At 43.3% G+C, this 14511-nt stretch carries 9 protein-coding genes and 2 riboswitches; of the genes, 8 read left to right on the top strand and 1 reads right to left on the bottom strand.

Translation table 11 applies throughout. The features are described from left to right. Window positions 1-15: 15 nt before the first annotated feature. On the bottom strand, window positions 16-1587 hold the full coding sequence (locus HMPREF9007_RS09025) for an ATP-binding protein (protein ID WP_008762292.1): 1572 nt from the start codon (window positions 1585-1587) through the stop codon (window positions 16-18). A 231-nt stretch (window positions 1588-1818) separates the two neighbouring features. Here HMPREF9007_RS09025 and HMPREF9007_RS09030 point away from each other — a divergent pair, with 231 nt between their 5' ends. From HMPREF9007_RS09030 to HMPREF9007_RS09065, 8 genes are all read left to right on the top strand, one after another. After that, window positions 1819-2754 carry a DUF5106 domain-containing protein gene (locus tag HMPREF9007_RS09030; RefSeq protein WP_008762291.1) on the top strand — a complete coding sequence of 312 codons (936 nt, stop codon included), beginning with the start codon at window positions 1819-1821 and terminating at the stop codon, window positions 2752-2754. Between the two features lie 582 nt (window positions 2755-3336). Further along, window positions 3337-3542, top strand: a riboswitch (cobalamin riboswitch). 186 nt (window positions 3543-3728) lie between these two features. After that, window positions 3729-5114: a DUF5074 domain-containing protein gene (locus HMPREF9007_RS09035; protein WP_225651487.1), complete on the top strand. Its 1386-nt coding sequence runs from the start codon at window positions 3729-3731 to the stop codon at window positions 5112-5114. Between the two features lie 20 nt (window positions 5115-5134). After that, the gene (locus tag HMPREF9007_RS09040; RefSeq protein ID WP_008762289.1) at window positions 5135-6481 is read left to right on the top strand and encodes a DUF5074 domain-containing protein; all 1347 of its coding nucleotides are present in this window, start codon (window positions 5135-5137) and stop codon (window positions 6479-6481) included. Between the two features lie 14 nt (window positions 6482-6495). Then, window positions 6496-7338, top strand: coding sequence for a hypothetical protein (locus HMPREF9007_RS09045; protein WP_008762288.1), 843 nt, complete (start codon window positions 6496-6498; stop codon window positions 7336-7338). A gap of 61 nt (window positions 7339-7399) precedes the next feature. After that, a riboswitch (cobalamin riboswitch) is annotated at window positions 7400-7606 on the top strand. A 180-nt stretch (window positions 7607-7786) separates the two neighbouring features. After that, window positions 7787-9832, top strand: a complete 2046-nt coding sequence (locus HMPREF9007_RS09050) for a TonB-dependent receptor (protein WP_008762287.1) — start codon at window positions 7787-7789, stop codon at window positions 9830-9832. 30 nt (window positions 9833-9862) lie between these two features. Continuing rightward, complete coding sequence (locus tag HMPREF9007_RS09055) at window positions 9863-11854, top strand: YncE family protein (protein WP_032850530.1); 1992 nt, start codon at window positions 9863-9865, stop codon at window positions 11852-11854. A gap of 36 nt (window positions 11855-11890) precedes the next feature. Then, window positions 11891-12655: a DUF4465 domain-containing protein gene (locus tag HMPREF9007_RS09060; protein ID WP_008762285.1), complete on the top strand. Its 765-nt coding sequence runs from the start codon at window positions 11891-11893 to the stop codon at window positions 12653-12655. A 413-nt stretch (window positions 12656-13068) separates the two neighbouring features. Then, window positions 13069-14448 (top strand): tryptophanase, encoded by a 1380-nt coding sequence (locus HMPREF9007_RS09065; RefSeq protein ID WP_008762284.1) that lies wholly within the window; start codon window positions 13069-13071, stop codon window positions 14446-14448. The last annotated feature ends 63 nt before the right edge of the window (window positions 14449-14511 follow it).

Genomic DNA, 14511 nt, shown 5'->3' with positions numbered 1-14511 from the left:
TTATTCACAGTGCAGTCAAACAATCAGCCACTCTCCCAGATTCCGCTTCGCGGCATCAAAAGACACACCGACTTTCACCAGTCGCCTGCCATCCACGGTGTAGGGCAAAAGGTAACCTTTTTCATCAATCTGCTTCAGAGCGTCTTCGGCGGTGCCGGTGAGTTTAAATTCGAACACATAGATGTAGTCCGCAGTCTTTACTACCGCATCGGCACGACCGATAGCGGTACGGACTTCCGCTTGCGTGAATTGCCCCATGAGTTTGAAGACGAGATAGAATACAACTTGATAATGACGTTCCGTTTTCTCGTTCAGTTCGTAAGGAAAATCGGCGAAGAAACAGGACAGACGAGTGAGGAAAGCTTCCGTTTCGCCCGTTTCCAGTTCATGCACAAATTTCCCGATATAAAAGGTGGTATCGGTGGATGCGACAGGAGTATAGAAAGGGGCGACAAAATTGAGGAAACCATATTTCACCTCTTCGTTAGGAAACCCTAGTGTATATGTACGAAAGCGTTGGTCGAACGACTTTATAGTCAGGTATCCGCTTTGATAAATCATCGGAACGGGATTGGAGATATTCGCCCTGTCGTCGCTCAATGAAGCAGAAGAGACTTCAATACCGTCCAATTCGCGAAGGTCAAAATTTGTCTTCTTTAGGATCTCTACCAGAAAAGTAGGCGTTCCGCTGGCAAACCAATAGTCACCGAAACGCGACTTAGCAAGGGCATTGAGCACACTGAAAGGATTGAACATGGGAGTAAATCCTTTCTCAGGAGTGAAGCGGTAACCGTCATACTGGCGGGTGAGTTGCTCTACGGCTTCGCCATAATTGGTTTCAGCCTGGAGAGCTAGTTCTTGCAATTCAGGTACAAAAACGGTTTCAATTTCCGTACGTGTCATGCCGCAAAGGGTGTTGTACTCAAGGTCAAAGCTGATATCATTCAACTGGTTAAGCGTGCTGAAAATGCCCATCTGCGCAAACTTCGTTACTCCGGTGATAAAGACAAACTGAAGATAAGGGTCAGCATCTTTGAGTACAGTATAGAAAGCGGTCAGCGTTTTACGGAAGTCTTCTTGCAAATCAGGTTTATCGAATGTCTGAAGCATGGGTTTGTCATATTCGTCTACGAGTACGACCACACGGCGTCCGGTCTGTTCGTATGCACGTCGGATAATGGTAATGAAGCGTCCGGAGTAGGTCATTGTGCCTTTATCTACTCCATACATCTCTTCCCAACTTTCCAGTTGCAGTTCAAGCATTCTTTCCAATCGTTCCTTACTGTCATATTTCTCAGCATTCAAGCTTAAGTGCAACACCGGGTATTCGAACCAGTTCTGCTCCAATTTCTCGATAGCGAGTCCTTCGAAAAGTTCTTTCTTCCCCTTGAAATAAGCTTCAAGCGTGGAAAGCAACAGGCTCTTCCCGAAACGCCGGGGACGACTGAGGAAATAAGGCTTCCCTTTCGTTACGAGACGATAGACCAGTTCTGTTTTATCGACATAAAGATATCCTTCCGAGCGAAGAAATTCGAAACTTTGTATCCCTATCGGGAGCTTACGGAGCGTTTTAACAGGTGCGTTCATATCAGCTTTTATTAAAAAATAACCAATGCTACGGGCAAAGATAACAAATTCGATGCAGATTCCATCCGAAGGGAAGAGATTATTTAGCCCTATTCACACAAAGTCGGCTGTATCGATAAAAAATACGAAGCCGCATATCCAGTTTTCAAAACTTACCGGAATATCGGTATGTTTTTTCACATAGTTTTCATACCTTTGCTTCCGAAAGTAAGTTTAAACCAACCAATTGTCATGAAAACAAACATAAGCCTTATACTCATTCTGTGCCTTCTTCTTGGCGCCTGTAAAAACGGGAATGCTTCAAGTCAAAGCAAAAGCGAAACACCGCAAGATACCATTAAGGCTATTAAGATGCCCGCCATCCCGCAAATGATGACAGCACCGGAACAACGGGCCGACTTTCTGGCCAAGCATTATTGGGACAATGTAAACTTTGCCGACACCAACTATATCCACCATCCGGAAGTAACGGAGCAGGCGTGGGCAGATTATTGCGACTTGCTGAACCACGTACCGCTTGAAACAGCCCAACAAGCCATGCGCAATGTAATCGACCGGACCAATGTGGACAAGAAGGTGTTTACATATATCACCGACCTGGCGGACAAGTATCTGTATGATCCCAACTCCCCCATGCGTAACGAAGAATTTTATATACCGGTATTGGAAGCAATGATAGCCTCTCCTGTATTGAACGAAACAGAGAAGATACGTCCCCAGGCCCGTCTTAAGCTGGCTCAGAAAAACCGTATCGGAACCAAAGCGCTCAACTTTACTTATACCCTGGCCTCCGGAGCACAAGGTTCATTATATCAGTTGAAAGCGGAATATCTTCTGTTATTTATCAATAACCCCGGCTGTCAGGCATGCACAGAAACCATAGAAGGTCTGAAAAACGCTCCCATCATCAACCAGCTTTTACAGGAAAAGAAGTTGGTACTTCTCTCCATCTACCCCGATGAGGAACTGGACGAGTGGAAAAAGCATCTGAGCGAATTTCCCAACGAATGGATTAACGGATATGACAAGAAGTTCACTATCAAAGAAGAACAGGTCTATGACTTAAAGGCTATCCCGACTCTATATCTGTTGGATAAAGACAAGACTGTATTGCTTAAAGATGCCACCGCACCAGCCATTGAAGCATATCTAATGCAGCATCAATAGTTAACATGTAGTTCCAATATCAGTTCCAACCGTTGAAACAAAATGTTTCTGCCGCTCGGAACTAAAGTTTCATCGGCTTGAAACCAAAGTTTCTTCAGTTTGAAACTAAAGTTTCATCTGCTTGAAACTAGAGTTTCATCCGCTTGAAACCGTTGGTTTCAACGCTTTGGAACTTTCTAAAGCAACTATCAATTAGAGTAACTTGACTGCATGACCGGAGTAACCCAATCGTATCAGTTATTCCAATTCACCCGTTCTTTCAAGAAGCATTAACTCATTTATTGGCTACTAATAGATGAGTTATCAGCCTTTAATACCTGATTTTTCAATTATTAATAGTTGATATGTCAATCTTTAATAGTTGACGTATCAGACGTTAACATCCTACAAATCAACCTATAACACTACAAAACGTCACGTCATCCGATGCACCGGAGTGAGAGCAACCGTTTGCTCTCATACCTGCCACCACACTTGCTACCACGCCTGAAACAGCGATGAATAAAGGGATACGCAGGAATTGTTAGAGCATGAGAGCAAAACTGCTGTTATTTTCTTTTTGGTAGAAACAAATAAACTATATATCTTTGTCCCCGCATTGGTTTGCGACTCTCATCACGAGGGAAGCGATTAAAAGGGAATCAGGTGTAAATCCTGAACAGTCCCGCTGCTGTAAGTTCCATAGATATGTTGCGAGCAATCTACTCAAAGCCACTGGAAAGAAAATTCCGGGAAGGCGCCCGCAACAGGAATAAGTCAGAAGACCTGCCATGTAAAATCCGTTTCACTGCTTTCGAGGAAAAAGCGTTGAATCTAATGACCCGGACATCCGTCTATCATTTCATTCATCACTCTGATTCAGAGAAAGTATGTACAAACTAATAGACTCTGCCAAGTTTATTATGTGTGTCCGGTCGAAGCGATTTCGCCCGGACACTTTGATGGACATATTTTATTTACTTAATATACAAAACATGAATTGTAAAAAGCTATTCAAAACGTTATTATTTATAATAACAGCGTTCGTTATTGTGTCTTGCTCGAAAGACGATTGTGACCTGGACCACATTGACAAACTACAAGGATTGCCAGCTCTGAAAGCCGGCACTTTCCCCGAAGAGGATTTGACACTCAATGTCGGAGAACAATATGTATATGCCCCTAAGGCAAGTAGTCCGCTGGATATATACTATCAATGGTATCAGAATGGAGAAGATATGTCGACAGACCCGTCATTCACATTCAACGCCGAACATCCCGGCCGTTCCAAAGTTATTTTAGAACTCAGCAATGACTTGGGAAAAGTGACATTAGAAAATAAAGTGATGGTTCCGGGAGCGGATTACTCCAAAGGATGTCTGATTATCAATGAGGGATGGTTCGGACACGGATCCGGAAGTATTTCATTCTATAATTATGAGAAGAACAGCATTGAACACTGGTGCTATAAGAATCAGAATTTCGGAGATGTGCTGGGAGTTACCTCACAATCGGCTACTTTGTGGAATGGGAAGTTGTATGTCTGTTCAAAAGAAGATAATCAGTTGGTGGTGATGGACCCTAAAACTCTGTATGCTGAAAATAGCTGTGGCAAACTAGCTAATTATCAAGCTTATGAGTTTATCGGTTTGAATGACGATTATGGAATAATTACTCATGGAGGATATTTCAGCCGTATCAATTTAAAAACGTTTGAAACAATTACACTGGTGTCGGTAGGAAATACGTATACCGGAACAGGTAGCGGAATCGCTTATAACGGAAAACTCATATTAAATGTGAACTCCTCCGGGTGGGGAAGTCCTAAAGTGTATACCATAGACATTGCAGAATTATGTTCACCCGATCTCAAGCCTACAGACAAAGTCGCATTCCAGGAATTAGATATTGCAACCTATGGTGGTACTCGCTTTGTACAATGTAAAGATGGAAATATCTATACTGTAGAAACGACCAAAGACGGTAAAAACAATCTGGTAAGAATCAATGCTGATTTTTCTCTGAAAAAGGTTGCAATGCGTGACGATTATTCTCCCTCCTCGTTCGGTGCTTACAGAGAAGCCAGTTTCTGCGGCACTCCTGAAGGAATATTCTACTACATCGCAGGAGGAAAGATATACAAAGCCACTTTTGACAATCCCGCCCCTGAGGAGACACTGACCGAATACACCAAAGAAGGTTACGGATTCTATGGCGCAGGCATCCGCGTCAATCCAAAGAGCAACGAATTACTGGCCATGTACCTGACCGGAGACTATCAGAAAAATCTTCTGGTAAGATTCAACGCCGCCACAGGAGAAAAGATATCGGAAATAGCATACGATGGCTATTATTTCCCGGCTACATTCATTTTTAACTAATAACAAGACTCTGAAACAAGATGAATAAACTACATACCACTTTATTAATAGCCTGCCTTGCAGCAGGTTTTACCGCCTGTAACGACGACGATTGCGAAGATTTGCACCTCGGCAATCTGGCACATTATCCGAACGTACTGAAAGGAACTTTCCCGACAGAAAGCCAAGTGTTGGAATTAGGAGAAACGTTGGAGATTACTCCGGAACTGCTTAATCCGGAAGGAGCCACCTATTCATGGCTGGTCAATGGAAAAGATTATTCTACCGAACCGACCTTTAGTTACAAAATAGACAATCCATGTCGCGCGGACCTGACATGTATCATCAAGAATAAATACGGAAAAGTAGAAATGAGCACAAGTTTCAGCTCTAACCACAACTTTTCCAAAGGATTCTTCTACGTAGCAGACGGAACATTCAATTTCTATGATACCGAAAAGAAAACTGCTTATCAAGATTGTTATGCTTCTTTAAATGCAGGAAAAACTTTGGGAATTGGTAACTACGACTCTGCAAATATCATTCACAGCAACGGAAAGTTCTATCTGCTTGTGGGCACCAGCACATCGAACCGAGATCATTTCTACATTGTCGACGCCAAGACTCTTTATTACGAAAACTCCGCTGTAGTAGGCGCAAACCTAAGCGGTCTGACCATTCTGAACGAACAATATGGATTAGTGACAGGAGATGGCATACGTCGTATTGACCTAAAATCACTTAACAATGTCAGGATCGAGAATGAGCGTCTGCTTTGTTTCTATAATAGCATAATCTACAATGGCAAAGTGCTGAGCAATGACACTTATAAAGATGAGTCCAAAGTGAAGTATTACGATGTAAACGAGCTAATCGCAGCTAAAGAAGGAGAAGCTCCTGCCGTTACAGAGCTAGATATCATTCAAAAACAGAAAATCAATTTTGTACTGGCTAAAGACGGTAATGTTTATACTCTTGAATCGGCTGATAACGGATGTAATATCGTAAAAATAAAGAATGACTTTACTTTAGAAAAAGTCTTTGCAAACTTCCAGCCGGCCAAGGGACCGTATCATTCAAGTCCGACCATAGGCATGGTAGCATCCGAAACAGAGAATATTATTTATCTGGTATCGACCGACGGAGCTATATATAAATATATATTAGGCGATTCAGACTCTCTCAAAGCACCTTTCATTGCCGCAGAATCAGGAGTTTCAATTACTGCTCCATTGCAGCTGAACCAACAAAGCGGAGAACTCTATGTAACTTATACCGAAGAACGGAAAGACGAATCTAAAATCGTCGTTTACAGCAAAGACGGAAAAGTTCTCCACACAGTAGACTGTGGTGAGAGCGTTCCTTCACAAATATTATTCAATAACTAAACTAACATAGAAAAATGAAAAGATATTGGTATCTGATGGCTATAGCAGCCACTCTTTTGGCTTCCTGCAACAAAGATGAGGAAGAAACGGAAATTCAAGGATTCAAAGTGCTGGAATATCGTCCGGCACCAGGGCAGTTTATCAATGAAGGCTTCGACTGCCAGACAATGGAAGAAGCAAACGCTTATGCAGAAGAGCGCTTCAACAAGAAACTCTACGTCTCACTGGGATCTTTCGGCGGATACATCACCGTTAAAATGCCGAAAGAAATAAAGAACCGCAAAGGATACGACTTCGGTATTATCGGCAATCCCTTCTCCGGAAGTTCCGAACCGGGCATCGTATGGGTATCCGAAGACGCTAATGGCAACGGAAAAGCAGACGACGTATGGTACGAGCTGAAAGGAAGTGACGAACCGGAACGCGACTATTCCGTCACTTACCACAGACCGGATGCAGCCGGAGATATCCCCTGGGAAGACAACAAAGGAGAAAGCGGAATCATCAAGTATCTCCCTCAATATCACGATCAGATGTATTATCCGAACTGGATTAAAGAGGACTCCTATACATTGAAAGGAAGTATGCTCGAAGCACGGACAGAGCAAGAAGGCGGAATATGGAAAAACAAGGATTTCGGAAAAGGATATGCCGACAACTGGGGAAGCGACATGGCAAAGGATGACAACGGCAACTACCGATATAATCAGTTTGACCTGGATGACGCCGTTGACCAGAATGGCAATCCTGTAACGCTGGAACGTATTCATTTTGTGAAAGTACAGAGTGCCATTTTGAAGAATGTCGAGTCGATAGGTGAAGTGTCAACCGAGGTGGTTGGATTCAAAGCTTTTTAAAAAGCTGTTCAAAGTCATGGATTTACCTTCTCTCCTCTCTTGCAAAAGACAAATAAACTATCTATCTTTGTCGCGCATTGGTTTGCAACTCTCATGCACGAGGGAAGCAATTAAAAGGGAATCAGGTGAAAGTCCTGAACAGTCCCGCTGCTGTAAGTTCATTTTTTGGTTGCGAGCAATCGACTTTATAGCCACTGGAAAGCAAATTCCGGGAAGGCGTTCGCAACAGGAACAAGTCAGAAGACCTACCATGCAAACTCGTTTCACTGCTTTCGAGGAAAAAGCGATGAGTCTAATGAACCGGACAATCCGTCCATCATTTCATTCACCATTCTGATTCAGAGAAAGTGTGTACTAATTAATAAACTCTGCCAAGTTTATTATGATGTCCGGTCGAAGTGAGTTCGCCCGGACATCTTTTTACATTATGAACAGACTGAAAGAAACAATGAGAAGGAATACTTTTATTAAAAAGATGAGCGTACTACTCTGCTGTCAGGCTTTGTCCTTATCCCTTTTTGCCCAACAACAAAAAGTGGATACAGCACATATCTACTCCATCCCCGAAATCATGGTATCCGACCCTTATCAGACGCGTGAAGTCCGTTCAGCCTCTCCTCTGCAGGTTTTCAATAAGGAAGAATTAAAGAATCTGCAGGCACTGCAGGTATCGGATGCGGTAAAACATTTCGCAGGAGTTACCGTGAAGGACTATGGAGGTATCGGAGGATTAAAAACCGTCTCCATCCGAAGTCTCGGGGCACAGCACACCGCTGTTTCCTATGACGGCATCACCGTCAGCGACTGCCAGACCGGACAAGTAGACATAGGACGTTTCTCCTTAAACAACGTAGACCGCCTTTCGCTCAACAACGGACAAAGCGACAACATCTTCCAGCCTGCCCGTTTTTTTGCTTCTGCCGGTATACTGAACATACAGACACTGACTCCGCATTTCAAAGAAGACAAGCCGACTAATATAGCCGCCGAATTTAAGACCGGTTCATGGGGATTAGTAAACCCTTCCCTTTTTCTGGAACAACAACTCAACAAAAAATGGAGCATGACCGCCAACGGTGAATGGATGTCTTCGGACGGGCATTATCCATTTACCCTGCGTTACGGGAATGATGCCGATGTTCAGGTCAGTAAAGAGAAGCGCCAGAATACGGATGTAGAAAACCTTCGGGCTGAGATAAGCGCTTTCGCCAATCTCTCCGACAAAGAGCAATGGAGACTGAAAGCCTATTATTACCAGTCCTCACGGGGGCTGCCCAATGCCACTACCTTATATTATGACTTCTCCCGACAAAATCTGCAGGATAAGAACACCTTTATCCAAAGCCAGTACAAGAAAGAGTTTAGCAGAAAATGGGTATTCCAGACCTCTGCCAAGTGGAACTGGAGTTATCAGAACTATCAGGACCCGGATGCTCTTACCTCCGTCGGAGGAACTGACAACAGCTATTACCAGCAAGAATATTACCTGTCCGCTTCCGCTCTATACCGGATATGGAACAATCTTTCTTTCTCCTTGTCCACCGACGGAAGCATCAATACGATGAATGCCAATTTGCAGAACTTCGTCTCCCCCACCCGCTATTCATGGCTGACAGCCTTTGCCGGGAAATACGTCAATGATTGGATGACGCTGTCCGCTTCTGCTCTGGCAACTGTCATCAACGAGAAAGCTAAAAACGGAGGTAGTGCCGGCAACCACCGGAAGCTGTCTCCCAATGCCAGCATCTCGCTAAAGCCGTTTCATAATGAAGAACTGCGGTTCCGTTTCTTCTACAAAGATATCTTCCGTCTGCCCAGCTTCAATGATTTATATTACGACAAGGCCGGAAACATCAATCTGAAGCCGGAAAGTGCTACTCAATATAATATAGGTATTACTTATAGTAAAGCCATCAACAACTTTATACCTTATCTTTCGGCCACCGTAGACGCCTACCATAATAAAGTGACCGACAAGATTGTAGCCACTCCTACCAAGAACTTATTCATCTGGAGTATGGTCAATCTGGGCAAAGTGGATATCAAGGGGATAGATGCAACTGCCAGCCTCAGCCTCCAGCCTCTGGATAAACTACGGATCAACCTTTCCGGAAACTATACTTACCAACGGGCACTGGACGTTACCAACTCCAATCCCAACTCACCGGAAGGTAAAGTGTACAAGCATCAGATAGCCTATACCCCGCGCGTCTCCGCTTCCGGACAAGCCGGAATAGAAACTCCATGGCTCAATCTTTCCTATTCATTCCTTTTCTCCGGAAAACGGTATATGTTAGGACAAAACATCAGCGACAACCGCCTAGACAGCTACAGTGATCACAGCATCTCTGCCTACAGAGATTTCAAAATACAGAAAGTTACAGCATCACTCAACCTGGAAGTGCTGAATCTGATGAACAGGAATTATGAGATCGTTAAGAATTTCCCCATGCCGGGAAGATCGGTAAGAGTGACGATAGGAGTCAGGTATTAGGTAATAGGTATTAAGTAATAAGTATTAGGTATGCAGAAAGGTCTTTTATATAATATGTTGCTACGGTTGGGGAAGTGTTTTTTTCTTTTCCCACTCTTCTTTATCGCTTGCGATGATCTGGAAGATAAGCCAAGTATTGTACCCGAAAGCAATGGGGATGTATTCGAAACCGGAACAGCGGAGATGTACATATTAAGCGAAGGACTGTTCAATCAGAATAATAGTTCGCTCGCTCGTTATTCTTTCAATCGGCAAAGATGTACGAACAACTACTTTAGTGCAAACAATCAGCGGAGACTGGGAGATACAGCCAATGACATAGCGATCTATGGAAATAAGATTTATGTAGTAGTCAATGTGTCGAGCACCGTAGAGGTGATTGACTTCCCTACGGGCAAATCCATCCGGCAGATCAGTATGTTGCGCGACAATGGCAGTTCACGTCAGCCCCGCGCGATAGCGTTTGATAAGGATAAGGCATATATATGTTCCTATGACGGCACAGTCGCAAGGATTGACACCACTTCTCTGGAAATCGAAGAGATTGTCACAGTCGGAAGAAATGCGGAAGATATCTGCGTACAAAACGGGAAATTGTATGTATCCAATTCCGGCGGACTGGATTATTCGGGACCGGGCGTAGACACTACAGTATCAGTGATTGACATAACGACTTTCAAGGAGACCAAGAAAATAGAAGTCGGACCGAATCCGGGAAAAATACTTCCGGGGCTGGAAGAAGCCGTGTATGTAGTCACACGGGGAACTGACATTGAAGCCGGAGACTATCATCTGGTCAAAATCGACAGCCGGACGGATGCGGTCGCCACTACGTCTGATGAAAAAGTACTGAGCTTTGCCATCGACGGCCCCATCGCTTATCTATATACTTACGACTATCAGACTAAAGATTCCGCCATCAAAGTATTTGACCTGAATGCAGGAACCGTCATACGGGATAACTTTATCACAGACGGAACGGCTATCCAAACGCCTTTCAGCATTCAGCTGAATCCTTTCAGCGGGAATGTGTATATCACGGAGGCTTACAATTATACAGTCAAAGGAGATGTCCTTTGCTTCAACCAACAAGGGCAACTTCAATATCGGCTAAATGATATCGGCTTAAATCCTAATACAGTAGTATTTAGCGACAAGGCTTCACAGAACGAGGCAGGCGATACACCGGAAGATCCGAATGCGCCTTCCGCCTTTGCCAACAAAGTATTCGAATACATCCCTGCCCCCGGACAGTTCATTAATACAACAACCTCCGCCTACGAAGACGGCTTCTCTGCCGGACAGGTTCTGGAACGTGCAACAGAGAAATTAAAGAAGAAGTCTGTTATTTCTTTAGGTGGATTCGGGGGAACGATTACAGTCGGATTCCATCAGTCAATCCGTAATAGTAAAGGCGAATATGACTTCAGAATTTTAGGCAATGCCTCATACAATCAGAATACCGGTACGGGAGCTTTGGGAGGAAGTGCCGAACCGGGCATTGTCTTAGTCTCAAAAGATGAAAATGGCAATGGATTGCCGGACGATGAATGGTATGAACTGGCAGGAAGCGAATATGGGAAAGATACGGAAACCCGTAATTACGAAATAACCTATTATCGTCCTCAACCTGCCAATGGTGATGTCCGCTGGACCGACAATCAAGGAGGAGAAGGGTTCGTCTATCGCAACAGTTACCATCAACAGGATTCCTACTATCCCAATTGGATAGAAGAAGATGAAATTACTTTTCGCGGAACACGCTTGAAAGACAATGCAATAAATGAAGGAGGTACTTGGGTAGGGTACTGTTATCCTTGGGGATATGCGGATAATCATCCCAACAGATCGGAGTTCAGCCAATTCAAAATAGACTGGGCTGTTGATCAAAACGGGAATCACGTAGAATTAGACAAAATTGATTTTGTGAAAATATATACAGCTGTCAATCAAAACGTAGGTTGGATGGGAGAAATTTCCACGGAAGTAATGACAGTAGAGGATTTACATTTCGAGAACTAATCAATAAAACAATTAATAATTTAAATGAAAGCAAAAATGAAAAAGTTATCTTTATTCTTACTGGTATCAGTATTCGCTTTTTGTGGATGTAGTGATGAGAATGATGAAGTAAAAGGTGGTGATGATAATAAAGGAGGAGAAAATGAGAAAAAAGAAGTGGTTGTCAGCTTCGAAAACCAATTAACGGAATCGGAGAGTGAATTTACTTCAACTAGTACCGAAGTTTCAGGATACTATTTTAAAGACACATTCACTGATCCTGAAAGTTATGTAACCTTCGATCATTATTACTCGGACTGGGGACAAGGGTATAGCTTCGCAGGCTTCACTTACACCAACAAAACTAGCCACTTCCAAAATTGTCAACCCAACTGTGGAAATATAAAAACCGGGGAAGTATATTTAGGTGTCTACAGTGATGAAAATACCACAGCCTCTATGACAATTATAGACTCTCAATATTCCATTAAAGGTCTATGGATAACCACTAGTAAAAATGCCTACATCGGTATGACGGAAGGTGACAGTTACGCAAGACCTTTCAAAAAAGGAGATTGGTATGAGGTTACTGCGACAGGATACGACAATAAAGGGAAAAAAATTGCTGAAACAAAAATTAAACTTGCCGATTACAAAACTGATACTGATAAACCAGTAAATACATGGATATGGTTTGATTTAACCCCTCTTAAAGATGCTTCTAAAATCACACTTATTCCTAGTTCTTCAGACTCGGGCGAGTTTGGAATGAATACTGGTAAATATTTCTGCATTGATGACCTTACTCTCATCGAAAAATAAAAATCAGGTATTTATTGTTTGACTCAAACAGAGGCTCTAATTACCACAAACAGACCCTCCGTTTGAGCCAAACAGACCGTTGGTTTATCCTCAATCAACCTCTCGATTACAAACGATCGACCGCATAAGTCCACTCAATCAACCGCATGACTTGAAAGAAGGTGCATAGAAACTCTAATAAGCATATCACTCCACTTTGGATAACAGTACTAAATGATAGCAAACTTGACTTTTAAACCTCATCTCTTAGATTCTACACATTCCCTTCTAGATTTTCTCTCCGTCCCATCTACTCTTTCCATGTCCCTTCAAAAACAATTACGCATCCCTATCCTTACAAAAAGTCATCAAAAACTTGTCCATCTCATACATATTCAGTATTTTAGTCGGATAAAAATCTAAAATCGAGGACAATGAAATTACCTTTTGCTGAATCATGGAAAATCAAGATGGTAGAACCCATCAGAAAAAGTACCCGCGAAGAACGCGAGCAATGGATTAAAGAAGCACATTATAACGTCTTTCAACTCAAATCAGAGCAAGTTTATATTGATCTTATCACCGACTCCGGAACGGGAGCCATGAGCGACCGCCAATGGGCAGGCATGATGCTGGGTGATGAAAGTTATGCCGGTGCCACCTCCTTCTTCAAACTAAAAGATACCATTACAAGAATAACAGGATTCGAATACATCATTCCTACCCATCAAGGACGGGCAGCAGAAAATGTTCTTTTCTCTTATCTGGTACATGAAGGCAATATAGTACCCGGCAACTCGCATTTCGACACCACCAAAGGACATATCGAAGGACGGCACGCCATCGCACTGGACTGTACGATTGACGAAGCAAAGAATACTCAACTGGAAATTCCCTTCAAAGGAAATGTAGACCCTGCCAAATTAGAGAAAGCACTAAGCGAATATGCCGACTGCATTCCTTTTATCATTGTTACCATTACCAACAATACCGCAGGAGGTCAACCTGTATCCATGCAAAACCTGCGTGAAGTACGTGCTATCGCCGATAAATACAACAAACCTGTACTTTTCGACTCCGCCCGCTTTGCTGAGAATGCCTACTTCATCAAGATGCGTGAAAAAGGTTATCAAGACAAATCAATCAAAGAAATCACCCGTGAAATGTTCGATCTTGCCGACGGTATGACAATGAGTGCCAAGAAAGACGGCATAGTCAACATGGGCGGTTTCATTGCCACCCGACGCAAAGAATGGTATGAAGGTGCCAAAGGTTTCTGCGTGCAATACGAAGGGTACTTAACCTACGGCGGCATGAACGGACGGGACATGAACGCCCTCGCTATCGGTCTTGACGAAAACACAGAATTTGATAATCTGGAAACACGTATCAAACAGGTAGAATACCTCGCCCAGAAACTGGACGAATACGAAATCCCCTATCAACGTCCTGCCGGCGGCCATGCTATTTTCGTCGATGCTTCCAAAGTGCTGACACATGTCCCGAAAGAAGAATTTCCCGCACAGACATTAACCGTCGAACTTTATCTGGAGGCAGGCATACGCGGCTGCGAGATTGGTTACATCCTTGCCGACCGTGACCCTATCACTCACGAAAATCGCTTTAACGGCCTTGATTTACTTCGCCTTGCCATCCCTCGCAGGGTATATACGGACAATCACATGAACGTAATAGCTGCCGCCCTCAGAAACGTATTCGAACGGAGAGAAACGATCACCCGTGGTGTGCGCATCGCTTGGGAAGCCCCCTTGATGCGGCATTTTACCGTTCAGTTAGAACGATTGTCTGTATAGCAGGTAGATAAGACAAATGGCAATGACCTTGTAAACAAGCAGAAAATTCTTTATAAACAAAAT

The sequence above is a fragment of the Bacteroides sp. 1_1_14 genome (genome assembly GCF_000162515.1).
GTDB classification, from domain to species: domain Bacteria; phylum Bacteroidota; class Bacteroidia; order Bacteroidales; family Bacteroidaceae; genus Bacteroides; species Bacteroides thetaiotaomicron.
The sequence above is the reverse complement of the archived record's forward strand: the minus strand, read 5'-3'. Positions and strand labels throughout refer to the sequence as shown.

Bases quoted from the DNA above. Each gene is read 5' to 3' on its own strand.
- HMPREF9007_RS09060 (WP_008762285.1), top strand. From the start codon at position 11,891: ATGAAAAAGTTATCTTTATTCTTACTGGTATCAGTATTCGCTTTTTGT.
- HMPREF9007_RS09035 (WP_225651487.1), top strand. From the start codon at position 3,729: ATGAATTGTAAAAAGCTATTCAAAACGTTATTATTTATAATAACAGCG.
- HMPREF9007_RS09030 (WP_008762291.1), top strand. From the start codon at position 1,819: ATGAAAACAAACATAAGCCTTATACTCATTCTGTGCCTTCTTCTTGGC.
- HMPREF9007_RS09025 (WP_008762292.1), bottom strand. From the start codon at position 1,587: ATGAACGCACCTGTTAAAACGCTCCGTAAGCTCCCGATAGGGATACAA.
- HMPREF9007_RS09040 (WP_008762289.1), top strand. From the start codon at position 5,135: ATGAATAAACTACATACCACTTTATTAATAGCCTGCCTTGCAGCAGGT.
- HMPREF9007_RS09050 (WP_008762287.1), top strand. From the start codon at position 7,787: ATGAGAAGGAATACTTTTATTAAAAAGATGAGCGTACTACTCTGCTGT.
- HMPREF9007_RS09065 (WP_008762284.1), top strand. From the start codon at position 13,069: ATGAAATTACCTTTTGCTGAATCATGGAAAATCAAGATGGTAGAACCC.
- HMPREF9007_RS09055 (WP_032850530.1), top strand. From the start codon at position 9,863: ATGCAGAAAGGTCTTTTATATAATATGTTGCTACGGTTGGGGAAGTGT.
- HMPREF9007_RS09045 (WP_008762288.1), top strand. From the start codon at position 6,496: ATGAAAAGATATTGGTATCTGATGGCTATAGCAGCCACTCTTTTGGCT.